Annotated in this window: 21 protein-coding genes; 11 read left to right on the top strand and 10 right to left on the bottom strand. The window is 71.8% G+C overall.

From position 1 onward, the window contains the following. The first annotated feature begins 8 nt into the window (after positions 1-8). Positions 9-305, top strand: coding sequence for a DUF2277 domain-containing protein (locus Air01nite_RS21335; RefSeq protein WP_203704561.1), 297 nt, complete (start codon positions 9-11; stop codon positions 303-305). Here Air01nite_RS21335 and Air01nite_RS21330 read toward each other — a convergent pair. Then, the gene (locus Air01nite_RS21330) at positions 290-907 is read right to left on the bottom strand and encodes a CPBP family glutamic-type intramembrane protease (RefSeq protein WP_203704559.1); all 618 of its coding nucleotides are present in this window, start codon (positions 905-907) and stop codon (positions 290-292) included. The genes Air01nite_RS21335 and Air01nite_RS21330 overlap by 16 nt on opposite strands. A gap of 52 nt (positions 908-959) precedes the next feature. Here Air01nite_RS21330 and Air01nite_RS21325 point away from each other — a divergent pair, with 52 nt between their 5' ends. Beyond that, on the top strand, positions 960-1,352 hold the full coding sequence (locus Air01nite_RS21325) for an SRPBCC family protein (protein ID WP_203704557.1): 393 nt from the start codon (positions 960-962) through the stop codon (positions 1,350-1,352). Between the two features lie 8 nt (positions 1,353-1,360). Beyond that, on the top strand, positions 1,361-1,756 hold the full coding sequence (locus tag Air01nite_RS21320; protein WP_203704555.1) for an HIT family protein: 396 nt from the start codon (positions 1,361-1,363) through the stop codon (positions 1,754-1,756). Here Air01nite_RS21320 and Air01nite_RS21315 read toward each other — a convergent pair. Further along, positions 1,753-2,700, bottom strand: coding sequence for a quinone oxidoreductase family protein (locus Air01nite_RS21315; protein ID WP_203704554.1), 948 nt, complete (start codon positions 2,698-2,700; stop codon positions 1,753-1,755). The genes Air01nite_RS21320 and Air01nite_RS21315 overlap by 4 nt on opposite strands. A 125-nt stretch (positions 2,701-2,825) precedes the next feature. Here Air01nite_RS21315 and Air01nite_RS41610 point away from each other — a divergent pair, with 125 nt between their 5' ends. Then, positions 2,826-5,201 (top strand): family 20 glycosylhydrolase, encoded by a 2,376-nt coding sequence (locus Air01nite_RS41610; RefSeq protein WP_203704553.1) that lies wholly within the window; start codon positions 2,826-2,828, stop codon positions 5,199-5,201. 91 nt (positions 5,202-5,292) lie between these two features. Next, entirely contained in the window at positions 5,293-5,688 is a 396-nt protein-coding gene (locus Air01nite_RS21305) for a hypothetical protein (RefSeq protein WP_203704552.1), read from the top strand. Between the two features lie 4 nt (positions 5,689-5,692). On the opposite strand, the gene Air01nite_RS21300 is transcribed toward Air01nite_RS21305, so the two are convergent. Together Air01nite_RS21300 and Air01nite_RS21295 are read right to left on the bottom strand one after the other, a co-directional pair. After that, complete coding sequence (locus Air01nite_RS21300; RefSeq protein ID WP_203704551.1) at positions 5,693-6,346, bottom strand: DNA alkylation repair protein; 654 nt, start codon at positions 6,344-6,346, stop codon at positions 5,693-5,695. After that, positions 6,343-6,819, bottom strand: a complete 477-nt coding sequence (locus Air01nite_RS21295; RefSeq protein ID WP_203704550.1) for a GyrI-like domain-containing protein — start codon at positions 6,817-6,819, stop codon at positions 6,343-6,345. The genes Air01nite_RS21300 and Air01nite_RS21295 overlap by 4 nt, the downstream gene beginning before the upstream one ends. Before the next feature lie 92 nt (positions 6,820-6,911). On the opposite strand from Air01nite_RS21295, the gene Air01nite_RS21290 reads away from it, so the two are divergent. After that, on the top strand, positions 6,912-7,862 hold the full coding sequence (locus tag Air01nite_RS21290; protein WP_203704548.1) for a LysR family transcriptional regulator: 951 nt from the start codon (positions 6,912-6,914) through the stop codon (positions 7,860-7,862). Positions 7,863-8,266: 404 nt separating this feature from the next. On the opposite strand, the gene Air01nite_RS21285 is transcribed toward Air01nite_RS21290, so the two are convergent. After that, on the bottom strand, positions 8,267-11,047 hold the full coding sequence (locus Air01nite_RS21285; RefSeq protein ID WP_203704546.1) for an AfsR/SARP family transcriptional regulator: 2,781 nt from the start codon (positions 11,045-11,047) through the stop codon (positions 8,267-8,269). Between the two features lie 160 nt (positions 11,048-11,207). On the opposite strand from Air01nite_RS21285, the gene Air01nite_RS21280 reads away from it, so the two are divergent. The 3 genes from Air01nite_RS21280 to Air01nite_RS21270 are packed head-to-tail and all read left to right on the top strand — an operon-like array spanning position 11,208 to position 17,024. Further along, positions 11,208-11,999 (top strand): AfsR/SARP family transcriptional regulator, encoded by a 792-nt coding sequence (locus tag Air01nite_RS21280; RefSeq protein WP_203704544.1) that lies wholly within the window; start codon positions 11,208-11,210, stop codon positions 11,997-11,999. Continuing rightward, positions 11,992-13,869, top strand: a complete 1,878-nt coding sequence (locus Air01nite_RS21275; protein ID WP_203704542.1) for an ATP-binding cassette domain-containing protein — start codon at positions 11,992-11,994, stop codon at positions 13,867-13,869. Before Air01nite_RS21280 ends, Air01nite_RS21275 begins: the two co-directional genes overlap by 8 nt. A gap of 20 nt (positions 13,870-13,889) precedes the next feature. After that, positions 13,890-17,024: a lantibiotic dehydratase gene (locus Air01nite_RS21270; protein WP_203704539.1), complete on the top strand. Its 3,135-nt coding sequence runs from the start codon at positions 13,890-13,892 to the stop codon at positions 17,022-17,024. Positions 17,025-17,077: 53 nt separating this feature from the next. Here Air01nite_RS21270 and Air01nite_RS21265 read toward each other — a convergent pair whose 3' ends face one another. Further along, positions 17,078-17,224 carry a hypothetical protein gene (locus Air01nite_RS21265; RefSeq protein WP_203704537.1) on the bottom strand — a complete coding sequence of 49 codons (147 nt, stop codon included), beginning with the start codon at positions 17,222-17,224 and terminating at the stop codon, positions 17,078-17,080. A gap of 135 nt (positions 17,225-17,359) precedes the next feature. Between Air01nite_RS21265 and Air01nite_RS21260 the strand changes: the two genes are divergently transcribed. Both Air01nite_RS21260 and Air01nite_RS21255 read left to right on the top strand, forming a co-directional pair. Beyond that, positions 17,360-18,550, top strand: coding sequence for an MFS transporter (locus Air01nite_RS21260; RefSeq protein ID WP_239090864.1), 1,191 nt, complete (start codon positions 17,360-17,362; stop codon positions 18,548-18,550). Beyond that, positions 18,543-19,262: a class I SAM-dependent methyltransferase gene (locus Air01nite_RS21255; protein WP_203704533.1), complete on the top strand. Its 720-nt coding sequence runs from the start codon at positions 18,543-18,545 to the stop codon at positions 19,260-19,262. The genes Air01nite_RS21260 and Air01nite_RS21255 overlap by 8 nt, the downstream gene beginning before the upstream one ends. Positions 19,263-19,264: 2 nt before the next feature. Here Air01nite_RS21255 and Air01nite_RS21250 read toward each other — a convergent pair whose 3' ends face one another. The 4 genes from Air01nite_RS21250 to Air01nite_RS21235 are packed head-to-tail and all read right to left on the bottom strand — an operon-like array spanning position 19,265 to position 26,107. Next, positions 19,265-22,393 (bottom strand): lantibiotic dehydratase, encoded by a 3,129-nt coding sequence (locus tag Air01nite_RS21250; protein ID WP_203704531.1) that lies wholly within the window; start codon positions 22,391-22,393, stop codon positions 19,265-19,267. Positions 22,394-22,438: 45 nt separating this feature from the next. Beyond that, complete coding sequence (locus Air01nite_RS21245; RefSeq protein ID WP_203704530.1) at positions 22,439-24,376, bottom strand: PqqD family peptide modification chaperone; 1,938 nt, start codon at positions 24,374-24,376, stop codon at positions 22,439-22,441. A 19-nt stretch (positions 24,377-24,395) separates the two neighbouring features. Beyond that, entirely contained in the window at positions 24,396-25,268 is an 873-nt protein-coding gene (locus Air01nite_RS21240) for a hypothetical protein (RefSeq protein ID WP_203704529.1), read from the bottom strand. Next, entirely contained in the window at positions 25,265-26,107 is an 843-nt protein-coding gene (locus Air01nite_RS21235; RefSeq protein WP_203704528.1) for an MbnB/TglH/ChrH family RiPP precursor modification enzyme, read from the bottom strand. Before Air01nite_RS21235 ends, Air01nite_RS21240 begins: the two co-directional genes overlap by 4 nt. Positions 26,108-26,155: the final 48 nt, after the last annotated feature.

The following is a 26,155-nucleotide window of genomic DNA, read 5'->3' as shown; positions in this document are numbered from 1 at the left end:
CTGGGCGGATGTGTAGGAACATCCGGGTGCTGAGCAACTTCGAGCCGCCCGCCACCGAGGACGAGATCGAGTCCGCCGCGTTGCAGTACGTGCGCAAGGTCAGCGGCACGACCAAGCCGTCGACGGCCAACCAGGAGGCGTTCGACGAAGCCGTCAAAGCGGTCACCGAGGCCACCCGCGCGCTGCTCGAGACGCTCGTGATCAAGGCGCCGCCGCGTGACCGCGAGACCGAGGCCGCCAAGGCGCGTGCCCGGGCCGCCGAGCGTTACGGGCCGCGGCCCGCCGCCGCTCAGGTGGCGCCGTGATAGAAGAGGTCGCCGAGGCCGATGGTGAAGGCGAGCACACCGTAGAGGCTGTGCTCCACCGACGCCACCAGCAGTGACCGTGTCTGCTGGTAGCGGCGGGCGAACAGCCACCCGCCGGCCAGCGTGAGCAGCACCGACCAGACGTTGCCGAAGATGACGTGCGCGAAGCCGAACGCGGCCGCACTGGCGAGAGCCGCCGCCCGCCCGGTGCCGAACACCGGCGCGTACCGGTGCAGCAGGAACCCCCGGAACAGCACCTCCTGCGGATAGACCGACAGCAGCGGGTAGAACACCGCCACGGCCAGCCACAGCCAGGGCGACTGGCGGGGCAGGGCGAACAGGCTGTCGGGCATGAAGACCGCGACGACCGCGATGCCGACCACCGCGGCGACCGCCCAGGTCAGCAGGACAGGCCGCAGGGCCGGGCGCAGCGCCGACGCGCGCCACAGGTCGCGCCGGTCGACGTCGGGGCGGGTGCGCAGGTACCAGAACGCCAGCGCGCCGAGCGCCAGCAGCACCGGGATGGGGCTGCCGGGACTGCCCAGCCACGCGTACGCCCCGACGGCTCCGAAGAACAGCACCACGAACTCGACACCCCGCACCGCGCGGAGGTTAGCCGCCACAGGGAAACAGCAGGCGTGGTACGACTGACGGGTGATCTACGAGTCGCTGCACGTGAGTGTCACCATCGCGCGGCCGCCGGCGGAGGTCTACGCGTTCGCCGCCGACCCGGCCAACCTCCCGCGCTGGGCCGCCGGGCTGACCGGCGCGATCGAGCAGGTCGGCGGGCGGTGGCTCGGCGAGACCCCGGGCGGTCAGGTGGAGATCACCTTCGCGCCGCACAACGCGTTCGGGATTCTCGACCACGACGTGACGTTCCCGTCGGGTGAGACCTTCTACAACCCGCTGCGGGTGTACGCCAACGGCGACGGCAGCGAGGTCGTGTTCACCGTGTTCCGCCGTGAGGGCACGAGCCGCGAGGCGTTCGAGACCGACGCCGCCACGGTGCTGGCCGACCTGCGTACCCTCAAGTCGCTTTTGGAATGATGCCTGTCATGACCACGGTCTTCAGCAGGATCATCGCCGGCGAGCTGCCGGGCCGCTTCGTCCACCGCGACGACGAGGTGGTCGCGTTCCTCAGCATCGCGCCGCTCACGACCGGCCACACGCTGGTGGTGCCGCGCGCCGAGGTCGACGACTGGACCACGCTCGACCCGGCGCTGTGGGGCCGCGTGATGGCGGTCGCCGCCCGGATCGGCGGCGCGGTCCGCACGGCCTTCGACGCGCCGCGGGCCGGCCTGGTCATCGCCGGGTTCGAGGTGCCGCACGCCCACGTGCACGTGTTCCCGGCCCGCGGCATGATCGACTTCAACTTCGCCAACGTCCGCCACGACGTGCCGGCCGCCGAGCTCGACGCCGCACAGCAGAAGATCGTCGCCGCCCTGGCCTAGGGGCGCAGCGTCACCTTCCCGGTGGTGCGGCGGGCGAGGATGTCCGTGAACGCGCGGGCGGCGTCCTCGAGCGGATAGGCGGCGGCGACCAGCGGCTTGAGCGCCCCGGTGGCGACCAGGCCGAACATCTCGGTCAGGGGTTCCGCGTACGTGCCGGGAACGGTCAGGGCCGGGCGCAGCCAGAAGCTTGTCACGCCGGCGTTGCGATCCGCGAGCGCGTCGGGGTCGACCGCCGGCACGCCTTCGCGGGAGGCGTTGCCGAAGGTGACCATGCGGCCGAACTGGGCCAGGATGCCCAGGCCCGCCGTGAAGACCCGGCCGCCGATCGAGTCGAGCACGATGTCCACCGGCCGGCCGTCGTTGGCGTCGAGCACCCGCTGCCCGTAGCCGTCCGCGTCGCCGGCGACCGCGGCGTCCGCGCCGAGGGTGCGGGCCAGGTCGCGCTTGGCCTGCGTCGAGGCCGTCGCGATGACCCGGCCGGCGCCGAAGTGCCGGACGAGCTGCACGGCGAGCGTGCCGACGCCGCCGGCCGCCGCGTTGACGACCACGGTCTCGCCGGGCCGGATCCGGGCGCAGGTGTGCAGCACGTGCCAGGCGGTCAGGCCCTGCACCAGCAGGGCCAGCGCCTCGGCATCGCCGACCTCGTCGAGCACGGTCACGGCGTTAGCCGCGTCGACCACCGCCTGCTCGGCGAAACCGCCGCCACCGAACACCGTGGACAGCACCCGGCGCCCGTCAGCAACCCGGCCGACGACCTCCGTGCCCGGGATGAACGGCAACAGCGCCGGCCCGTAGGTGCCGGCGATCCGGCTCGTGTCGGCGAAGTTCACGCCGGCGGCGCTGACGTCGACCAGGAGCTGGCCGTCGCCCGCCACCGGCGCGGGCACGTCGACCAGCTGAAGGACCTCGGGGCCGCCGAAGCGGTCGCACTGCACGGCTCGCATGGTCCGCAACGCTATCTTGAGCGGAACACCGACCTGGACGGAGACCGTTTCTTGACACCACTGCCGGCGAGACATAGCCTGCCGTCAAACTCGCAGGAAACTTTACTGTTTCGCTGGAGGACGTCATGCGCCGTCGTGCCGCCCTGTCTGCCGCCGCCGTGGTCGTTGCCGCCGCGCTCGTTCCGGTCGGATCCACTCCGGCGAGTGCCGCCGTGGTGAGCCTGTCGAGCGTGGTGCCGGCGCCGGCATCCGTCGCGCCAACCGCAGCCGTTTACACGCTTCCAGCGGGCGCCACCATCCAGACCGCGCCGGCCGCCGTCGACGTCGGGACCTATCTGGCCGGCATCCTGCGACCGTCCACCGGGTACGCGCTGCCGGTCAGCACCAGCACCGGCACACCGACGAGCGGGATCGCGCTGCTGCTCTCCGGAGCCGATCCGAGCGTCGGCGCCGAGGGCTACCAACTCGACGTGACCTCGGCCGCGATCACCGTCCGGGCGCAGACCGCCGCCGGCCTGTTCTACGGCGTGCAGACCCTGCGGCAGTTGCTGCCGGCCGCCGTCGAGGCCCGGACCGTCCAACCCGGACCATGGGAGGTCGCGGGTGGACGGATCGTCGACCGGCCGCGGTACGCGTACCGCGGCGCGATGCTCGACGTGTCCCGGCACTTCTTCGGCGTGGACGTGGTCAAGCGGTACATCGACGAGATCAGCCAGTACAAGATCAATACGCTGCATCTCCACCTGTCGGACGACCAGGGCTGGCGGATCGTCATCGACGCGTGGCCGCGGCTGGCCACCTACGGCGGCAGCACCCAGGTCGGCGGTGGGCCCGGCGGCTACTACACCAAGGCGCAGTACACGGACCTGGTCGCGTACGCCGCCGCCCGGCACGTCACGGTCGTGCCCGAGATCGACATGCCGGGGCACACCAACGCCGCGCTGGCCTCGTACGCCGAGCTCAACTGCGACAACGTCGCACCGCCGCTCTACACCGGCATCGAGGTCGGTTTCAGCTCGTTCTGCGTCGGCAAGGAGATCACCTACACGTTCGTGCGGCAGGTGCTCACCGAGTTGGCCGCGCTCACGCCCGGGCCGTACCTGCACATCGGCGGCGACGAGGCGCACAGCACGTCGGACGCCGACTACCGCACGTTCATGAACCGCGTGCAGCCGTTCGTCGGCACCGCCGGCAAGACCGTGATCGGCTGGCACCAGCTGGGCCAGGCCGACCACACGCCCAACCGGGTCGCGCAGTTCTGGGGCACGACGACCTCCGACGCGGACCTGAGCGCCGCGGTCGCCAAGGGCGACAAGGTGCTGCTGTCGCCGGCCAACAAGACCTATCTGGACATGAAGTACACCAACGAGACGCCGCTCGGGCTGAGCTGGGCGGGCCTGATCGAGGTGCGGACCGCGTACGACTGGGATCCCGGCACGCTGCTACCCGGCGTGCCCGCGAGCGCGATCATCGGCGTCGAAGCTCCGATGTGGAGCGAGACGCTGACCCGGCTCGCCGACATCGAGTTCATGGCCTTCCCGCGCATGCCGGCCATCGCCGAGCTGGCCTGGTCACCGCAGTCCGCCCGCAACTGGGACGGCTTCCGGGTGCGGCTGGGCGCGCTCGGTCCACGATGGACCACGCAGGGCATCACCTTCTACCGGTCGCCGCAGGTGCCGTGGGCGACCGCGCCCACCGGCCGCGTCGAGGCCGAGTCCTTCACGTCGCAGTCCGGCGTGCAGATCGTCGCGGACGCGGCGGCGCGCGGCGGCAACCGCGTCGGCTACATCGACAACGGGGACTGGATCGGCTTCGCCGGTGTCAACGTGGCCGGCCGGACCGGCTTCTCGGCCCGGATCTCGTCCGGCGGCGCGGGCGGCATCATCCAGGTGCGGTCGGGCTCGGCCACGGGTCCGCTGCTCGGCTCGGTCCCGGTGGCTAACACCGGCGGCTACGGCGTCTACGCCGAGGTCTCGACGACCCTGTCGGCCGGGTCAGGTCCGCTATTCCTGGTCTTCACCGGCAGCGGCGGCGGCCTGTTCGACATCGACGACTTCGCGCTGACCGGCACGGCGCCGCCGAACCTCGCGTTGGGCCGGCCCGCGACCGCCGACAGCCAGTGCGCGGCCAACGAAGGACCGGAGAAGGCCGTCAACGGTACGACCACCGGCGGCAACGCGGACAAGTGGTGCTCGCTGGGCACGACCAAATGGTGGCGGGTGGACCTGCAGGCCACCGCCAGCGTCGGCCGCGTCGTCGTCCGGCACGCCGGCGCCGGCGGTGAGAGCGCGGGCTTCAACACCCGCGACTTCGACCTCCAGACCAGCGTCGACGGCGTCACCTGGACGACGGTCGCCCAGGTCCGCGGCAACACGGCCAACGTCACGACCAGCACCTTCGGCCCGGTCGGGACCCGCTACCTGCGCCTGAACGTCATCACGCCGACCAGCACCACCGATCGGGCGGCCCGCATCTACGAGGTCGAGGCGTACGCCTCCTGACGCGTTTGCCTGGTTTGTGCCCATCTGCGCCGTGCGATGTGCCGTGAATCGTGCAATGGTTGTGTTATGCACCCATGACTCGGAGGCTGCGATGAGTGACATCCGCAGTGGCCGGTACACCTCCGACCAACAACCACATCGGCTTCGTCCCGGTCTTACCGTTGTCGACCGCTCCGGCGCGAAAATCGGCCGCGTCCGGGACCTGCACCGCCCGGACCCGCTCGCGGTCGCCGACGACGGCCGCCGCATCGGCGACATGGGCGACGTCGAATCGATGATCCCCGGCTGGACACGGCACAGCCTGCCGGGAGTGCCCGGCGCGATGGCCGCGCGCCTGGTGCGTGAGGGTTACGTGCGGATCGTCCTCACCGGACCACCGCCGAGGCGCACGTGTTACGCGGCGCTGACCGACGTGGCCGACGTCGACGACGACTCGGTGATCCTCACCGTCGGCGCCGCCGACCTGCCGCTGGAAGCCCGCCGCTGACGCCTCAAGGGCGCCGGGCGAGGTAGTCGGCGCGCTGGTCCTTGTCGAGGTGCTCGATCGCGAACCGCAGCACGATCCGCGGCGCGGTGGCGGCGTGCCGGTCGAGGAAGGCGAGCAGCCGTGCCCGGTCGTGCTTGCCCGCCTCCCGCAGCATGCCGCCGACGACGGTCCGCACGAACTCGTGCTCGTCGTCGACGAGTAGTTCCGCCAGCGCGAACGTGTCGTCGAGCTCCTTGGCACGCACGAACGTCAGTGTCGCGAACATCGCGATGCGGCGTTCCCACCAGTCGTCCGACCGCGCCAGCCGGTAGAGGACGTCCCGTGGCTTGTCCAGCAGGTAGCCGCCGACCACCTGGTGAGCGCTGACGTCGACCAGGTCCCAGGTGTCGATCCGGTCGGTGCGGCGCAGGTAGAGGTCGAACAGCTCCGCGCGCTCGGCCTCGGTGGTGCGCTTGCGGACGGCGCGCTTGCCCATGATGCTGACGGCGCCGACGCGTACGAGATGGGTGTCGCTGTCCAACAGCTTGTCGATCTCCGCGGTGGGCAGGTCGATGTGCTCCTTGGCGAGCGCGAAAACGTCGCCCATGCGGACCTTCTCCCGGGCCGCGCGGAGAGCGTCGATCCGCGCGGCGAAGGCGGCAGCGGTGAGCTCCGTCATGAGACCGGCTGGATCAGCTGGGTCCGCCAGTCGGCGGGGCTCGGCCACGCCGCCGGGTCCGGCTCGACCGCCAGGTCGATCCACTCGTAGACCTCCCAGGCCGGGCCGGTCGCCGTGCCGTGCGTTTCGAGCCATTCCTGGATCCGGTTGTACGCCTCACCGAGGCGGTCGTGCCCACCAAGATGGACGGTCCGGACGGCACGGCCGCTCGGCAGCTCCCCCGCGCGCACCCGGCCGGTGCCGTCAGCGGGCTCGGCGACCGGCACGCCGGTCTCGACGTCGGTCTCGACGTCACCGAACGTGTGGTAGCGGACGAAGGGCGCCCCGGCGGGCGTGATGCCGCCGTCCTGCAGGACCTGCCACAACTCGTGCAGGCTCGCGCCCTGGGCCTGGGTCAGCTCCGCCACCGGGATCGTCTGCCGGATGCTCAGCACCGGCTGGGGTTCGCGCTGTTCGACGTGGATGTCGGTCATGACCTCATCGTGGCCGGTCCGGTGGGTCGCGGTCCAACACCTGTCGGCGACCGATCTACACATCAGGTGTGTGGATCCGGTAGACAGCACAGATGGACCCCGACCTCCGCCTGCTGCGGCATTTCGTCGCGGTCGCCGAAGAGCTCCACTTCAGCCGGGCCGCCGAACGGCTGTTCATGGCACAGCAGGCGGTCAGCCGGGACGTGCGCAAGCTCGAGGAGCGGGCCGGGACGCCGCTGTTCGACCGGACCAGCCGGCGGGTCGCCCTCACCCCGGCGGGCCGGCACCTGCTGGGCCGGGCGCGGCAGATCCTGGCGCTGCACGACGAGACGCTGCGGGAGCTGCGCGGCTCGGGTCGTTCCCTGCTGGTGGACGTGGTCGGTCAGCGCCTGACGCCGGCCCTCGTCCTGGCCGCGGCCCGGTCCCGCGCGTCGGGCTACGAGTTCTTCGCGCGGTTCCATGGTGGACTCGACGCGTCGCTGCCGCTGCTGGCCGCACGCCGGTTGGACGTCGCCTTCGGCCGGTGGCACGGCGTGAGCGGCACGCCGCCGGGCGGTTTGGAACACCAGCTGATCCGGTACGAGCGCATCTCGGTCCTGGTGCCGGAGCGTCATGCGCTGGCCGGCGCGCCGGAAGTGCCGCTGGCCGCGCTGCGCGAGACCGACGCGTGCTGGCACTGCGGTGACCACGCGTCGGCGCAGTGGGAGCAGGCGATGCTGCAACTTTTCGCCGACACGGGCACACCACCCGCCCCACCGCGCCCGAACGTCCGTGGGATCGACGAGCTGGCGTACCACATCCAGCAGTGGGATCTGCCGATCCTGACCATCAGCAGCCAACCGGAGGTGCCGGGCGCGGTGGTCAGGCCGCTGGTGGACCCGGTCGCCGTCTACCCGTGGAGCATGATCTGGCGCACGGACCTGGACCACCCGGGCCTGACCGCCCTGCGGGAGGCCGCGCACGACCTCGGCACCGCCGGCGGCTGGCTTGACCTGCCGGCCGACGCTTGGCTGCCCGGCCCCGAGGCAGACCTGGTCCGGTGACTATCGCGGCGACGTGGGTGGGTCTCGCGCGATCCGATCTCCCTCGGCTCAGTAGGTCACGACGCCGCGGAAGCGGAGGTCGCCGTGGATCAGGCGGTCGTAGGCCTCGCCGACCTTCTCCTTCGGGAACACGTCGATCATCGGCTTCACGTCGCCGCGGGCCACGATCTCCAGGGCCTCGGCCAGGTATTCCGGGCTGTTGTGGGCCGAGCCGATGACCTGGGCGCCAAGTGGTCAAGTAGCGCAACACGCCCCCGCCGATAGGCGTCTTCGAAGAATTCCATCGTCCGCCAGGCGGGCGCTCGCGGGCGACCAGCCAGGTCCGGCTGACGGCGAACTGCTGCCAGTTGCCGAGCTGAGACTTCGGCGTGCGGGCTCGGAACGTTCCCTTGTAATGGTCGCTCTCATAGCCGTGCTCGACCGAGTCGGTCGCGAAGCTGGTCGGCGACGGTCGCGTCGATGCTGGCCAGGATGTCCAATGCGGGCTTCCAAACGGCCCGGGCCGCCGTGGGGTCTCCCGCCGCGAGGTGGGTGTCGCCCAGGTGGGTCAGGACGGTTCCCTCGAGGTGGCGGGCTCCGGCCTGGCGGGCCAGCGTCAGAGCCTGCTGGTAGGCGTGCACCGCCTCGTCGTGGCGGTCGAGGTGGTGGCAGGCGAAGCCGATGGAGTCCCACGTGTCCGCCTGGGCCCGGTGGTCGTTCGGGTCCAGGAGCAGCAGGGCGCGCTGGCAGTGGGCCAACGCCTCGGCGTGCTGGCCGAGTTGGGCGTGGCACCAGCCGATGGCGTTGAGCGCGAGGGCCTGCTGGCTCTCGTCGCCGCTCGACAGCGCGCACGACAATGCGTGTTCGGCGTGGTGCAGTGCCCGCTTGTAGTCGTCCCGCTGCTCGTACACGCAGGACAGTGAATGGTGGACGATGGCCTGACCGGCGTGGTCGGCGGCGTCCTCGTAGAGCCGCAACGCCTGGCCCAGGTGGGCGTCGGCCTCGGCGTCGCGCCCGAGCAGTGTGCACGCCTGGGCCAGCCGGCGTTGCGCGAACGCCTGCCCCCGCAGGTCGGGCAGCGCCGTCGCGATGGAGAGTGCCAGGCGCCACGCATGCGCGAGATCCGACCAGTGGCCCTGGCGTTCCAGGGCGGAGTCGGCCGCCCACGCGAGCTGCCAGGCCTGCTTCGCCACGTCGGAGTCGCCGGCGCCATCGAGCACGGCCAACAGGTTGGAGCGCTCCACCGTGAACCACGAAACGGGATCGTCGACCTGGCCGACCGTGGTGCCCGGCGCCGGCTCGCCGAACGGGATCGCGCAGGGTTTGCGCGACGGGCTGAGCTGACGATCGGCCTCGATCGCGGTGTGCAGGTAGTGGTCGAGAAGCCGGGTGAACGCGGCTTTCCGCGCGCTCGGGGTCTCCTCGTCGCACGCGAGCTCCGTGGCGTACGCGCGCAGCAGGTCGTGCAGTGCGTAGCGACGCGGGTCGGGTTCGGCGAGCAGCGAGGCGCGGGTGAGTTCGGTCAGCAGGTCGCGCGCGACAGGTGAGGGTACGCCGGCCAGGCTGGCCGCCGCAGGGAGCCCGACCGTGCCACCCGGATGCAGGCCGAGCAGGCGGAACAGGCGGGCGGCTGCCGGCGTCAGGGCACGGTAGGACAACGAGAGGACCGCCCGGAGCCGGGTCGTGGCGTCCCCGCCGTCCAGCGCGTCCAGTGGCCGGCTGGTGCCGCCGAGCTCGGCGGCCACCGCCGCCAGCGGGAACCCGGTCTGCTGGGCGCGTGCGGCGACGATCGCCAGCGCGAGCGGCAACCCGGTGCACACGGTGACGATCCGCTGCGCCACCTCCGGCTCGCACCACAACGGATCCGGGCCGAGCCGACCGGTCAGCAGGTCGTATGACTCGGTCGGCGACATCAGATCGAGATGGAACGGGCGCGCCCCGTCGGCCACGACCAGCCCGGTCAACCGGTTGCGACTGGTGACGACGACGACAGCGGTGTGCGTGCCGGGCAGCAGCGGGCGGACCTGGTCGGCGTCGCGGGCGTTGTCCAACACGACGAGCATCCGGCGGCCCTGGATGAGGCCGCGGTACTGCGCCGCCCGGGCATCGAGGCCCTGCGGGATGCGGCCGGCGGGAATTCCGAACGCCTCGAGGAAGTCGCGCACCGCGTCGGCGGGATCCAGCGGCCGGCCGCCGGGGTCGAAGCCGCGGAGGTTGACATACAACGTGCCGTCGGGAAACTGGTCGGACACCCGATGCGCCCAGTGCACGGCCAGGGTGGTCTTGCCGACGCCGGCGGTGCCGGACACCGCACCGACCCGCTGGTCCGGCCGCAACAGGCCGTCGAGCCAGGCGAGGGCGTCGGCCCGACCGGCGAACGAGGGCACGCCGGCAGGAAGCTGCGCAGGCGGGCCGGATCGGCCGCCGGCCGGCGCGGCGGTTCTCCGGTCGGGCTCCGCCGACTCGGCCCGGTCGCCACGCAGCAGCGCGCGGTGCGCGGCCTGCAGCTCCGGGCCGGGTTCGACGCCCAGCTCCTCGGACAATGTCCGGCGAACCTGGTGATAGACGGACAATGCCTCGGCTCGCCGCCCCTGCCCGGCCAGTGCGGCCATGAGCAGGATCGCGATCCGCTCACGGTACGGATGAGCCGACAGCAGGCTGGACAACTCCTCAGCCGCGTGTTCATGCCGGCCGAGCTGCAGCTCCAGTTCCCACCGCCGCTCCGCGACCGCGAGGCGCCGGGCGTTCAACGCCGTGACCGCGTCGCGCAGGCCGGCGCCCTCCAGCCCGGCCAGCGGCACCCCGCGCCACAGCGCCAGCGCCTCGTCCAGGAGCGCGACGGCACCTTCGGGATCTCGCGCACCGAGGTCCTCGGCCCGGGCCGCCAGCTCGCCGAAGCTGCGCTCGTCGTACCGGTGACCGGTGAGCGTCAGCTGGTAGGCCTCACGCGCGGCGCGGATCGTGTCGGCGGGGGCGCCGGCGGCGGTGAGGACCGATCGCAGCCGGGACACGACGTCCTGCACCTGACGGCGGGCGGTGGCCGGTGGCCCTTCGTCCCAGACGATGTCCACCAGTCGCGGTATCGACACCGGACGGTCGGCGTCGAGAAGCAGCGCGGCGAGGATGCGCTCCTGGCGTGCACCGTGGAGCGGAACCCGGTTGCCGGCTGCCCATACCTCGATCGGACCGAGCAGGCGGAAATCCATACGACCGGTCAACTCCTAACCCCGTCCGGCGGGCGCACGTCGAGGACGTCGTAAGGACGCCGCAAGGACGCGAAGAGAACGGGCGCTCTGAATGTACCCGGTGTGTAGGTAGCGATGTCGCGCCCGTCACATCCGCACCGACCGGAAGGGCAAGGTATCTGTGGACTTCTATGTGTTGGGCCGCCTCCAGATGCGCAGCGGCGGTTCCGCGTACACCCTGCGTCGTACGAAACCGAAGATCGTGCTGGCCGTCCTGCTCGCCCACGCCGACCAGCCCGTCTCCACCGACCGGATCATGCGCGAGCTGTGGGGTGAGCGACCGCCGCAGTCAGCCGCCGCGAACCTCTACACCTACGTCTGCTCGATCCGCGGCCTCCTGACCGCGGGCCGTTCGAAAGCCAAGATCCTCACCGGCGCGGCGGGCTACGTGCTGAACGTCGAGGACGACTGCCTGGACGCCCTGCGCTACCGCCGCCTCGCCGACCGCGGCCGCGCGGAGCTACGCGACGGAGACCTGCGTCGCGGCGTCGCATTGCTCGGGCAGGCGGCCCGGCTGTGGCGGGGCAGGCCGCTGGCCGACCTTCCGTCCACCCCGGAGGTCGAGCAGTGGGTCGAATGCCTGGAGGAGCAGCACCGGTCGTTGCTCCGGGACTGGACCGACGCCCGGCTGCGCCTCGGCCAGAACGAGGAACTCGTCGGCGAACTGCGCGCCGGCGTGGCGGCGGATCCCATGTGTGAGCGGCTCTACCTGCAGCTCATGCTCGCGCTCTACCGATCCGGACGGGTGGCCGAGGCGCTGGAGGCCTACCGCGACGTGCGCCGGCTCCTCGCCGCCGAGTTGGGCCTCGAACCCGGGCCAGAGCTGGCCGGCGTGCAGGGCGCCATCCTCCGCCGCGACCCATCGCTGGCCACCGGCGACCTGAGCGCCTGGCTGACAGGCTCCCGTGGTTAGCGCGCCGACCGCCAGGAGACTGCCGGCGTTACGCGACGGGTGGTGGCAGATCCATCACCGGTCACTGGTCAAGGCGCGCCTGGCCACCGTCCTCTGGCGGTTGCCGGTGATCGTGGCGCGAACCGCCGCGATGGCGTGGCGGGCGAGCGCCTGGGACACGGCAGCGGCGGCGGTGCTCAACCTTGCCGCGGGCGCGGCGACCGCGTGGGCGCTTCTGGCGACGCGGGCCGCGTTGCAGGCCCTGTTGGCCGAGGGTGCGACACCGGACCGGTTGCGCGCCGCGCTTCCACAGCTCGTCGCCGTCGCCGTGGCCGTCGCGGTGCGGTCGGGGCTGACCCTCGGCGCCGGGTGGGCACTGGCCCGGCTCGAGCCGCGGGTGCTGACCCTGGCCGAGCGCCGGCTGTTCGAACTGACCACCAGCGTCGACCTCGCCGCCTATGACGACCCGCGGTTCTGCGACGAGCTGGAACGCGCCCGCAAGGGCGGCGCGCAGTCGGTGCAGCACCTGGTGCGCGCGACGGTCGACCTGCTCGCCGGCTCCCTCGGCCTGGTGGCCGCCGCCACCGCCCTGCTCATCCTGCATCCCCTGCTGGTGCTGGCGCTCATGCTGGCCAGCGTGCCGGGATTCTGGGCGGCACTGCGCGCGGCACGCCTGTCGTACCTGAGCATCCATGCCCGCACCAGCCGGCGGCGACGGTTGTGGATGCTCGCCGACCTCATGGCCCTGCGCGAGACCGCGGCCGAACTGCGCGCGCTCACCATGCGCCGGTACCTGCTCGGCGAGTACGTCGCCACGGCGGAGACGGAAATCGCGGCCGAGCTGGACGTGGCGCGACGCCAGGCCGCGGCCCGGGCGCTGGGCAGCGTCCTCTCCGGCGCGGCGACGCTCGGTGTCTACGCCGTGATCGGTGCACTGGTCGGCTGGCACGCCCTGCCGCTGGCCGCGGCCGGGGCGGCCGTGCTGGCCGTGCAGGCCGCCCGCCAGTCGTCGACCCTCGCCATCAACACGATCAACCGGGTGTACGAGGAGGGACTCTACTTCGAGGACTACACCGACTTCTGCGTCCGCGCACGCGCCCGCGTCCGCACGGTGACCGCGGTCGGGACGATGCGCCCGCCGGAGCGGATCAGCGTCCGCGACGCCGCGCTCCGCTACCCGAACACCCCCGCTCCGGCCCTCGCCGGCGTCACGTTCACCATCCGTCGTGGACAGACGATCGCACTGGTCGGTGAGAACGGTTCGGGCAAGACGAGCCTGGCCAGGCTCATCGCCGGTCTGTACCAACCGGACTCCGGCACGGTGTGCTGGAACGACCTGCCGCTGGGCGGCTTCGAGCCGGGACAGGTGTGGCGGCACGTGGGAATGGTCAGCCAGAACTACTGGCACTGGCCGTTCACCGCCGAGGGCAACATCCGCCTCGGCAGCGACCGCACGCCCGACGAGGCCGCGACACACGCCGCGGCGCGTGCGGCCGGCGCGCACGACATGATCCTCGCTCTGCCGGCCGGCTACCAGACGCTGCTGTCGCGCCAGTTCGAAGGGGGCATGGACCTGTCCGGCGGGCAGTGGCAACGCCTGGCCATGGCTCGTGCGCTGTTCCGGGACGCGCCGCTGCTGATCTGCGACGAACCGTCCGCGGCGCTCGACGCGCGCGCCGAGCAGGCGCTGTTCGCGGCCCTGCGCAGGGATGCCGCGCGCCGCATCACCGTGCTCATCACGCACCGGCTGGCCAACATCAGGCACGCCGACCGCATCTACGTGCTCCACAACGGACAGATCGTCGAACAGGGCACCCACGCCGAACTGAGCGCGCTCGGTGGCCGCTACGCGGAGCTGTTCGCCCTGCAGGCCACCGGATACCGAACATGACCCCGGGAAAGGAACGTGCCGTGACCGAACCGCGCTTCAGGTCCGCCGACGTGCTGTTGCTGCGCGCAGCGGCTCATCCGTACGGGAACCCGCACGGTGACGGGATCCGGACCGGAGCCGAGGTCGACACCGACGACGCGGCGGCCTGGTTGGCGCGCGTCCGTGACCTGAGTGCCGATCCCATCCTGCGCGAGGCAATCGCGGTCGCCAGCCCGAGCCTGTCCGACGCGTTGCGGTCCGCACTGGCGGGCGAACGGCCGACGCGGGTGAAGGATCTGCGCCGGCTCGCGGTGAGCGTCGCGCGTTACCGCCTCCGGATGGGCGCGCGCACGACCCCGTTCGGTTTGTTCGCCGGCGTGGCGCCCGCACGGTTCGTGCCCGGCGGGCAGGCACGGCTCGGGCTTGACCACCGGACGCACACGCGTCCCGACGCCGGCTGGTTGCTGGCGCTGGCGAGCCGCCTGGAGACCGAACCGGCCGTGTTGACCGGGCTCCGGTTGGTCGCCAACGAGGCGGGCACCGTGCGGGGCGGACGGATCGAGCTGACCGACCTGTCCGACGCGGGAGTCGACGACAACGACACACAACGCCGAGTCGTATCGCTGCGTCACACTCCCCCCGTCGACGCCGCGCTGCGGGCGGCGGTCGCTCCGATCACGCACCACGCCCTCGTCTCGGCGGTGCGGCTCGGGTTTCCGGGCGTCGACGAGGAGACCGTCGCCGCGATGATCCGCGGCCTCGTCGTGCACGGCTTCCTGCTCACCGACCTACGTCCGCCGTTCGACTGCGCCGACCCGGTCGGCTACCTGCTGGAACGGCTCCCCGGTCACCCCGTGGTCGCCCGGTTGCGCGCGATCCGACGGGACATCGCGGCCTACGACGGCCTTCCGGTCGGGCAGGGGCAACCCGCGTTCGAGTCGCTCCGGACCGAGATGTGCGAGGTGCAGCCGACGAACCATCCTCTCCAGGTGGACCTCGTGCTCGACGTGGACGCCGGAATCCCGGCGTTGGTCGCCCGCGAGATCGAGCAGGCGGCCGAGGCGCTGTGGCGCCTGTCGCCGCGCCGGACCGGCCAGCCGTGGCTGCGTGACTACCACACCGCGTTCCTGGAGCGGTACGGCACGGGCCGGGCCGTCGCCCTGACCGAGCTCGTCTCCGAGGAGTGCGGCCTCGGCCTGCCCGCCCCGTACCGGCGCCCGGGCGAGCGTCCGAGCCGCGAACCACGACGGGCGTCGACCGGCGACGACCCGCGTCGTGACCGGATACTGGCCCGGCTCGTCGCCGATGCCGCGGCCCGTGGCGAGCGGGAGGTCGTGCTCGACGACGCCCTGATGACGCGACTCGACCGCGAGGGGTTCGACGATGCGCGCGGAGGTCCGCCGGCGTCGGTGGAGATCTACGCGCACCTCATGGCGCGATCGGTCACGGCGATGCGTGACGGCGATTTCCTGCTTGTGCTCGGGCCGTACCTCGGTTCGAGTCGGGCGGGCGCGATGCTGGGCCGCTTCGCCCACCTTCTCGGCGACGTCGGAGAGGACCTGGCAAAGCTGATCCGGCACATCAACGGTACGGACGTCCCGGCCGTCGTGGCCGCCTTGGCGTACCAGCCCCGGGTGGGCCGGCTGGGCAACGTGTTGACCTCACCCCGCTGGCTCGATCACCGCCTACCGGTGGGTGTCGGGTCGTTCGACCCCACGGTCGTCGACCTGCCGCCGTCCGACCTCGCCGTGACGGCTACGCCGGACCGGCTCGTGCTCCACTCGTCGCGGCTGGGCCGGGAGGTCGTACCCGCGGTGTTCAACGTCCTCAACCCGACCGTTCTCGCCCCCGGCGTCGCGCGCTTCCTCGCCGACCTCGGCCACGAAGGCACCTGCGGCCTGCGGAACTGGGACTGGGGACCGCTACGCAGTGCGCCCTTTCTGCCACGGGTCTCCCACGGGCGCACCGTCCTCTCACCGGCGCGGTGGCAGGTCGACGAGGCGCTGCTCGCCGACGGCGCGGTGGCCGGACCCTGGCTGGACCGACTGGCGCGGTGGCGCGACGCGGCGCAGGTGCCCGATCGTGTGCTGCTCGTCGACGGCGACCAGTGCATGCCGCTCGATCTCGACGACCCGCTGCACCGGCTCCTGTTCCGCCGTGAATGCGAGCGCGGCGACGACCTGCTCGTCCAGGAGGTCGTGGGTGACCACGACAGCGACGGATGGTTGCGCGGTCCGGACGGGCCCCACCGTTGCGAAATCGTCGTGCCGCTGGTGTCCCGGAAGGCGAACGGCGACGACCCAGGTGGAGCACCGCGGATCCGGCCCGCGGTCCGCACCCGTGACGAGATCCACCTGCCCGGTGGGGAGTGGCTGTACGCGAAGCTCTACACGGGCGCGAGACGCGCGCCGGAACTGCTTCGCGACCACGTCGACGGCCTGCTCCACCTCGTCGGACCGGGGGTCGTGGACCGCTGGTTCTTCGTGCGGTACGCGGACCCGCTCCCCCATCTGAGGCTGCGCATGCACGGCGAGCCGGAGGCGCTGTGGGCCGCTGCGCTGCCGGCGCTTCGTGAGTGGGCCGCCGGCCTGCGCCGCTCGGGCCTGCTCGGCCAGGTCGTGCTGGACAGCTACGACCCGGAGATCGAACGCTACGGCGGCCCGGACGTGCTCGCCGAGGCCGAACGGGCGTTCCACGCCGACAGCGTGTCGGCGGTCGCGATGCTCCGCGTGCTCGACTCCCACGCGTCGACGGCGGACCGCGTCCTCATCGGGGCGCTGAGTGTCCTCGACCTGCTCGCCGCGCTCGGCGGGCCCGACGACCTTCCCGGCTGGCTCGCGCGTACCGGGACCAGGCAGCAGCACCGCGAGGCGTTCACCGCGCGGCGCCGGGAGGCACTCCTGCTGGCCGATCCAGGTGGCGACTGGGACGAACTGGCGCGGCGCCCGGGCGGTCCGGAACTGGTGGCGGCGTGGCGCTCGCGACGGCCCGCCGTCGCCGGGTACGGATGCGCGCTGCGCGGGTGCGACACCATGGAGACGGTCGCCGCGAGCCTGGCGCACATGCATGTCAACCGCGTCTTCGGCACCGACGTGACCCTCGAGGGCAAGATCCACGCCGTGGCCCGCAACGTGGTCATCGCCCGCGCCGAGCGCGAGCGGTTCGGCCGCCGTTGACGCGCAGCGGGTCCGGCCGATCCGGCCGGACCCGCTTTGTCATCGACAATGAATCAGCTGGCCGGTGCCGTTCCGGTGCCCGTCATGAAGACGGCCGGCGCGGTGCCGGTGCCGGTCATCTGCTGGCCCGACACCAGCGCCGGCTCGGTCTCCACGCGCAGATCCAACACGAACTCGTCAGCGGTGTGCTCGTCGGACATGGCTCGTCCTTCCTCTCGGCGCGCCAGCGGCGCGCACAACCTGTTCCGGCCAGCGTGAGCGCGGGTGCTACGCCGCTCCTACACGTGCGCCGTGCGTATCCGACGTGTAGATCGCGCCACCAGGCTGGATCGGTGATGCGGATACGCCACCGGTCGACGGCGGTCTTCGTGGCGGCCCATTTCTTCACCAGTGTCGGCTTCGGGCTGTACTCCACAGGCACGGTGATCTACTTCAACCGCGTCGTGGGGCTTTCGCCGTCGCAGGTGGGCATCGGCCTGTCGGTGTCCGGCCTGTTGTGGATTCTGCTGGCCGTGCCGGTCGGTCGCCTCGTCGACCGCATCGGGCCACGGGAGGCGGCGGTGGTAGCGGGCCTGGCGCAGGCCCTGGCACTGGCGTTGGCGGGGCAGGCGCGGAGCTTCGAGACGTACCTCGTCGTCATCACGGCCGTCGGGTTCCTGGAGCAGACCGCCATCATCGCCGGCAACGCGCTGCTGGTGGGCGTGGTCACCAAGGACGACCAGGTCCCGGTGCTGGCCCTGCTCCGCAGCGTCTTCAACGTCGGCCTCACGGTGGGCGTCCTCCTGACCGGCCTCGCCGTCGCGGCCGACTCACCCACCGGATACCGGTGGCTCTTCCTCGGCTCCGCGGCGGCGGCCGCCGCCGCCGCAACGGTCACCACGGTCCAGCCACGGGTGGCCGGAACTCCGGCGGACGGGCGCGGGCCGTGGTCCGCGCTGGCGGACCTTCCGTACGTCTCCCTGGCCGTCGTCGGCGGGCTCGTCACGGTCCACGACGTCATCCTCGGCGTCGGCCTGCCGCTCTGGATCATCAGCTCGACGCAGGCGCCGGCGGCCGTGGCGGCGTGGGTCGTCGGGCTCAACACGGTGCTGGTGGTCGCCCTGCAGGTGCCGGCTTCCCGGCTCGCGGTCACCGTCGACGGCGCGCGCCGGTTGCAGCGGAGAGCGTGCGTCGCCGTCGCGCTCGCCTGCGTGGTGTTCGGTCTGACCCGTGGACCGACCGCCGGTCCGGCGACGGCGCTGCTCGTCCTCGGCGTCGTCGTGTTGACCGCGGGCGAACTGTGGAGCTCCGCCGCGAACTGGCGGTTGCGATTCGCGTTCGCCGACCCGGCCGCGCAGGGACAGTACGCGGGGGTCTTCTCGCTCGGCATCGCGCTGCGCGGCGTGGTCGGTCCCGTCCTGGTCGCCACGCTGATCGGCGACCTGCGGTCCATCGGCTGGATCGTGCTCGCCCTGTTCTTCGCCCTCACGTTCCTTCTGGTCAACCCGGTGGTGGCGACCGCCGGACGGAGGTTGCGCAATGCCTGACTACTACCAGGACGACCTGGCCCTCGTACACGACAGCGGTTTCGCCTTTCACGGCAACCGCTGCGCGCCCGGCATCCTCGAGCTGCTGGAACCGGTGCGGCGCCGCGACGGTGTCGTGCTGGAGCTGGGGTGCGGGAGCGGATCGCTGACCGGTCACCTGCTCGATGCCGGTCATCGCGTCATCGCCACCGACGGCTCGCCGGCCATGCTCGCGAGGGCCCGCACCCGGCTGCCGGCAGCGGACCTGCGGCGCCTCGTCCTGCCCGCGGACCGGTTGCCGGCCGTCGATGCCGTGGTGGGCGTCGGACACGTCCTCAACTACCTGGACGACGAGGAGTCGGTCACGCGTACGGTGACCGCGATCGCCGATGCGCTGCGCCCCGGAGGCGTCCTCGCCATCGACGTCATCGACCTCGGCTGGCTGGACGACTGGCGGAACATGACATCCCTGGCACGCGTGAACGAGGAGTGGGCCGTGTTCTCGCGACCAGTCGCGACCGGACGCCGGCGCATGGTGCAGGAGATGACGACGTTCGTACGCTCCGCCGACGCGTCGTGGCGACGCAGCGACGAGCGGCACGAGAACGTTCTGCTCGACGTCGCGGGGTTGGTCGCCGTCCTGGAGCGGCACGGGATGACGGCCGGGAAGCGTACGTCGTTCGGCAGCGAACGGCTGCCGACGGGCCTGTTCGCCGTCGTCGGACAGAAATAGCGTCAGCGCGGCGCATACCGGGCCCGGCGCGCGCGGGTGAGCATGACGTTCCGCGCCACGGACAGCACCTGGTTCTCCAGCGTGCGGTCCAGGCCGAACAGCCGGTTGCAGTGCATGTGTGCCAGGCTCCGGGCGATCGAATGCATTGACGTCGTGGCGTCGCCCGCGCAGCGCAGCGCGGACCGGTACCGCGCCAGGGCAGGGCGCCGCCGCTCCCAGGCCGCCAGCAGGTCGTCACCCCCAGGAAGCTGCCGCAGCTCGGTCCAGGCGCCGCCGGGGTCGGCCAGGCGAAGTGCCTGTTCGCGTCGTGCGGTGAACGCCCGGCGGTAGTCACCGTTGGCTCCGGTGCGCGCCAGCCAGTCCGCCGCCTCGTCCTCCTGGCCCAGCGCGGCGAACATGTGCAGGACACTCAATGCGCCGACCAGGACGGGATCCGCGGTGGAGCGTTGCGGCTCGAGCACCCGCAACATCCGGATCACGGCTTCACTGTCGGCGTGGAAGACACGCTCCGCCGCCTCGACGAGCGGTGGCCCACCGTACCGCTCGACCTCCGGGTCGTAGCTGTCCAACGCCAGGTGACTGACCAGACCCGCTTCCCGCAGCCCGAGGACCCAGTCGCGCAGCCTCGGCAGTGAGTCGGACCACAGGTCGGTCGGCGACCCCCAGATACGGAGCCGCAGGTGAGCCCCCGGGTCGGCATACCGGATGAAGAACCACCGCGGCGGCGCACCGGAAGCGAGCCGCTCCAGCAGCGCCGGAAGGTGGTCGCGGGCGAGCTCGGTGAGCCTGCCGTCGGCCGTGTAGATCTTCGCGTACAACCATTCCCCACCCGGCAGGTGCAGGTGGTCGCGGTCCCGGACCTGCGTCGCCGTGCTGGGCGGGACGGCAACCGGGTCGGGCGGGGCCGGTTCCCGCCGCACCATCGGGACGACGAGCTCGCAGTGGTGCGGCCCGTCCGGGGATCGGAGCCATCCGTCCACGAAGGAATCGTCAAGCACCTCCCGGACGGTGAAGTCGCCACGCCGCTCGCATGACCGGCGGAACAGCTCGCGGTGCGACGACTCGTCCAGGTCCAGGGTCAGCACCCGATCCCCTTCGGCGACGACGATCCGCCGCGGCACACCGGCCGCCTCGCGCCAGGCGGCGAGTCGCCGCGACCAGTCCGGCCGGGCCGCGTTCGGTCCGGCGAGCGTGTCGTCGATGCGCCAGGTGGCGAGGGCGAGGACGGTCCTCCCCCGCCGGATCCGGGGCAGGAACGGGACGTCGCGCATGGCGCCCCAGTTCCATCCCTGCACGGGGCAGAGCCCTTCGCGGCCGATGTCGTCGAGGAACCGGACCATGCCGGTCCCGGACCGGCTCAGGTTGGCGACGTTGAAGCGGATCGGCCGGACGCGCCGGCCGAGCCGGCGAGAGACCAGGACCAGCCGGTCGCTCGTCGCGGTGACCGCGAGGTCGTCGGGGAGCAGATCGACCACCGACGACTCGAACGTGCCGACCCCGACCGGAATGCGGTGTGCCAGCCAGCGAGGCGAGGACAATATGTTGTTCGTCCGGTCGGACGTGGGCCGGTAGACGAGGGCCGCGCGGATCTCGTCGCCGAGTTCCTCGTCGGCCCCCTGCACCACGCGGCCCATCTCCTCGTTCCCGGAGAGCAGGGTCGCGAACCGGCTGGAGACGGCACCGGCCGGACTGGATCCCACGTACGGGCCGAAGGCCAGCAGGAAGTCGCCCGCTGTCATCGCCGCCATCGACGGCGCCATCAGCCGCGCCTTGACCTCGATCGAGGGGTGTGGCCGCTCCCCCGCCGCTGGTTCCCCGGCCAGCCGGTCGACCAGGTCGTCGTCCAGGCACACCTCCCGTCGCTGGTCCGCGACGGCGTCCGCCACCACCCGGGCGAGCAGGCGGTTCCGCTCGACGTCGGGATCGAGGGTGGACAGCTGGTGCTTCGAGCGCAGCCCGCCGTCGCGCCGGTACGTGTCGGGCAGGCCGAGGCCGATCTCCTCGGACAGCAGTTCGGTCAACGGCACCGGCCGGCCTGTGCCGTACCGCTGCAGGAAATCGCGGTGATAACCGCGCAGGCGCGGGCTTCCGGGCTGACGCGGAGACAGCCGCCACAGGGTCTCCATCGCCTTCTCCAACTCCCGCGCGACCAGCGTCGGGATGCGGACCTCGGCACGCACCGCAAGGTCGACGTGGAGCACGTCGCCGGCCGGCCGCGCCACGCGCATCCGCTCGGTCAACCGCTCCAGGACCGGGAGACCTTCGCCGGGTGCCAGCCGGTCGTACTCGACCATCGCACTCCTGATCGCGCCGAGCTCCACCGCGGCGGGGTGCTCACCGAGCCGGTCCAGCACGTGCCCGATGGGCTCCGCGCAATCGGACGGGGGCCTCAGGTCGGTGAGGAGGAACCTGTGCCGGACCAGCCCGCTGAGCAGTTGCAGCGATCGGCCCGAGGATGCGCCGGGCCACTTGGCGGCGAGGAGCTCGGCGAGGTCGCCAACGCCGATCGGGGTGGCGGCCGCATCGAGAGCCGCTTGCGCGGCCGGCGTGCACCGCAGCGAGGTGAGCGGTTCCGGGTCGGCGTCCTGCGGCGCCGGGCCGGCCCGGTCCATCAACTCGAGCCGCCCGCCGCGCACGACATACGACGCGTTCGTCACCACACGCAACCGGGGCAGCACGGCCGGGTCGGTCTCCAGGGTCGCGACCAGGCCGGCCAGCCATCCCATGTCCGGCCGGGTGCGGGTGCGGTGACCGCCGTTCAGCACAGCCGCACCGGTCTCGTCGAATCGTGCCTTCGCCACGCCGGCGAACAACCCGAACGGTGTGGCCCTGGCCGACATCCGCATCCGGTACGACTCCAGGCTCAGGAGCAGTCGCCGCAGATCCTTCGGTTTGGGTGATGTCGGCCCGGTCAGGGCGGCGTGCAACGCCCTCGACAGGCTGGAACTGGCGACCGCGACCGCCTCGCGGAGCACCGGGTCGCCGGCCAGCTCCCTGATCCGGTCCAGCAGGGTCTCGTCATCACCGTCCCGCGGGGTGGTCGCGTGACCCCATCCGAGTGGCCGCGCGGCGACGCGCACCAGGAGGACGTCCGCGCAGCGGAAATCCGGTTCCGACAGTGACTCACCCACGGTTTCCTCCCTGTGGCTGCGAAGCAGTGCTCGAGGTGCGGCCGGCTACATCTGCACCAGCCGCTCGTTGGCCAGCTCCAGCACCATGTGCTCGACCTCGTCGTAGCTGACGCCGTACTCACCGCCGAGCCGCTGCGCGATCTCCGTCACCGGGGTGCGGCCGTCGCAGAGCTGCAACAGCGACCGGGTGGCCGGGTTGATGCGTCGCACCGCACCGTCGAGGTCACCGCGCTTGAGGAAGACGAACAGCGTCTCCTCGCCGGTCGACGCGGGGGGCGTGGATCCGTTTCGCAGGTCGGCGAGGACGGACTCGATGTCACCGCGGTGGCGTCGGATCCGAATGCCACTGGCCGCGACCGGAACCCGGGAGCCGGGGCCGACCACATCGGAAAGGACGAGCGCACCCGCACCACGGCGTGGGAACAGCGGGGCGCCGTCGTGGCTCTCCAGGTCGAGGCGGGTCCACAACAGATCCAGCTCGAAGGCGGCCGCCCCCGGGGCGCCCTCCGGCAGCGTCCCGGCCTGCTGCGTGATCCACGCGACGGCGGCCTCACCGCCCGCGTAGGTGCGGTGTGCCGCACTCGGGTGGCCGTCCGCGGCAACCTGCGCCAGGACCTCGTCCCGCGATTCGCCCAGCACCGCCATGGTCGCCGGCATGAACCGGCGAAGAAGGTCCCACTGGCCGTCGGGGACCGGCGCCACGGCCGTGCGGCTGTCCCGGTCGGCACGGAGGTCGGCGGCCCGCCGGAACAGCCGCTCGTAGTCGGCCGCCAGTTCGACGTCAGTCCCGACGTCCGCCACGAGCCGCTGCCCTTCCCGGCCGACCTGCAGCGCCTCCGCCGGGTCGGCGGCGATCCGCCCGAGGACGCCGGCCAGTTCCGCGGCGTCGGTCGGATCCTCGACGACGTAACAGTTCCGCCCCTGCTGGAGTTCATCGCGGAACCGCTGCTTCTCCGCGATCTCCCGGGACATCACCAGACAGGTGCCGACGGTGAGCACTTCGGCCGGCACGCCCGGGGTGTGGATCGCGATGGGGAATCGGCGTTCCAGGAAACAGGCGGCGGTGAGGCTGCGCAGGAACTCCGGCACCCGCCAGTGTGGGAGGAACGGCAGCGTCCAGGTGCGGTCGCCGAGGCCGGCGTGCCGCGCCGCTTCGAGGAAGCGTTCCCGCCACATGCCTCCGGCCATGACGACGAGGTTGAACGAGTGGCCGGCGGCGCGGCACTTGGCCAGCGCGTCGACCAGGTCGTAGCTGCCCTTGAACTGGCTGACCTTCCCGTAGATACCGAACGTCGCCCGGTCTTTCGGCAACGGGTCGGTGTTGGTGACCCAGGGATGGCCGGCGGCCGCCAGCTCGGCGATCGTGGCGTCGATGTCGAGCGCGGGCGTGTCGGCTTGGGGGAAGGAGGCCAGTCGTCGCGGTCCCAGATTGGTCACCCGCGCGGGATCCACCCCGAATCCCTCGATCGTTCCCGGCCGGGCCACCACGAGGTCCGCTCGCCGCAGCACCTCCCGGTATGCCAGCGACAGTTCCGGATGGGCCATGAGCCGGGTGCGGTCGCTGCCCGCGTGCTGCACGACGTGCGGCACGCCGGTCCACTGCGCCGCGAGATGCGCGGCCAGCCCGTAGGGCTCCAGATAGTAGGAGTAGACGACGTCCGCGTCGATCCGCCGGATCTCCTCCGTGGCCAGGCTGGCGAGTTTGGTGACGAACGGCTTGCTCGCCGGGATGTACGCGGCGAACTTGCGGCCCAGGCCCGACGTGGGGACCAGCGAGACACTTCCGCCGCCGGGGAAGGACGCCTCCAGTCGCGCGCGGTCCTCCGGCCGCATCCACATCCGGTAGTCGTCCTCGACCTCGTCCGCGTTGGTGACCACGCTGACTTGATGCCCGGCGGCGCCGAGTGCCATCACTACGCGGTAGCTCAGGGCGCTGACGCCGCCCTCGATCGGCGGATATTTGACAACGGCGCAAATGCGCATGACGAACACATCCTCACGGTTATGGCTGATCAAGGACCGGGACGACCGTTGGCCCTGCCAGCGGCGCCCGCAACAGACGGATGAGCGACTGCTGCGCCGCGCGGTGCAGCACGTCCCGGGCGCCGCGCCGCGCCGACGGGGTGCCCCCGGCCATGGCGACGACGGCATCCAGGGACGACCGACCGTCGCACCGCGACAGCAACCCCGCGGTCATGACGCCGAGCCGGTGGAACGCGGGGCGGCCGGACCGCGCGTCGCGCCGCACCAGGACACCCGCGGGCCGCTGCTCGATCGACGAGAGGTCCGCGAGGGAGGGCCGCGCGGGAAGCCCGAGAAGGTCGCAGCCGACGGTGATGACGCACAGCCCCGGGAGCAGCTCCGGGAAGACCTTCTCGGTGAGCGCACCGGTCGCCGGGCGTTCCTCGCCGCCCTCGCCGCCCTCGCCGCCCTCGGCGGAGGAGAGCGGAGGAAGGCCCGCGACCGCCACCTCCAGCCGTGCCAGGTCGGCGACACCGGCCGGCAACTGGCCGGCGGTCCGGCTGTCCAACCAGGACACGAAGTCATGGCCGTGGGTGACCGCCCGTAGCATGTCCACGTCGGGTCGCCGCATCGCGTCCGCCACGTAGTCGAACAAGGTGCGGCCCGCGTCGTGCTCCTGGAGCAGTCGCAGGGTCTGCGGCAGCATCTGCTCCAGCAGGACGACCCGCTTGGCCTGCAGCATGTGCAGGGACAGGTGCAGCGAGCGCGGGCTCGCCGAGGTGAGCAGCACGATTTCGTCGGCACTGAGTCCGTAGCGGGAACGCACCGACTCGGGCTCGCGGCGCAGCAGGTCCTGGAGTTCGTGTGACACCAGGATGTTGGCGTACGCCGCATAGAACGCGGGACTGGTCATGCCGGCACCGGGCGCTGCATCGCGGCGCGGGCCCGGCCCACCTCGGTCAGCAGGTCGCCGAAGTCCTCCGGGAAGTCCTGATCCCGCTCGATCATTCCCGCCTTCAGCGAAACCCGGCGGAGCACGTCGTCGAACAGCCGCCACACCGGCTCAGGCACCGCCGTGGAGTGGGAGTCGAGCAGAACACCGGGTTCCTCGATCCCGCCGGCCAGGTGGACCTGCACGACGCGCTCGGTAGGAATCACGTCGAGGAAATGCTGCGGGTCGAAGCCGTGATTGACAGCGTTGGTGTAGAGGTTCGTCACGTCCAGCAACAGTCCGCAGTCACAATGCTCGAAGAACTCGGCGATGAACTCGGCCTCGGACATGCCGGTCCGCAGATCCACGTGGTACGTGATGTTCTCCAGCACGAAAGGCACGCCCACCGCCTCCTGCACCCGCTGGGCCTTACCGGCGAGCTCCCGGGCCAGTGCGGTCGAGCGGGGCAACGGCGTCAGCGATCCCAGACTGACCCCGCCCGCCCGGGTGAAACAGAGATGATCGCTGAAGTAGGGCGCGTCGATCGCCTTGACGAGACGGGCCAGCGCCTCGAGGTAATGCGGGTCCACTTCACCGGGAGAGCCGATCGACATCTCGATGCCGTGCGGCACGATGGGGAACAGCTCCCGCAACTCACCCAGCACGCGGTCCTCGCGCGGACGGCTGAGAAGAAAGTGCTCGGTGATGATCTCGAGCCAGTCGATGTCGTCGTGGTGGGCAACGATCTGGTCGTGCAACTCGGTCCGGAAACCGAGGCCGGCCCCCAGGGCCGGCACTGCGGAAAGGGAACGCATCGGCATCGCCTCTGGATCGGCAGTCACTGGACAGGCAGGGGCCGGCGGCGCGCC

The organism is Asanoa iriomotensis, assembly GCF_016862515.1.
GTDB lineage: Bacteria > Actinomycetota > Actinomycetes > Mycobacteriales > Micromonosporaceae > Asanoa > Asanoa iriomotensis.
Note: the sequence above shows the minus strand (reverse complement) of the source record. Positions and strands in the feature narration are given on the sequence as shown.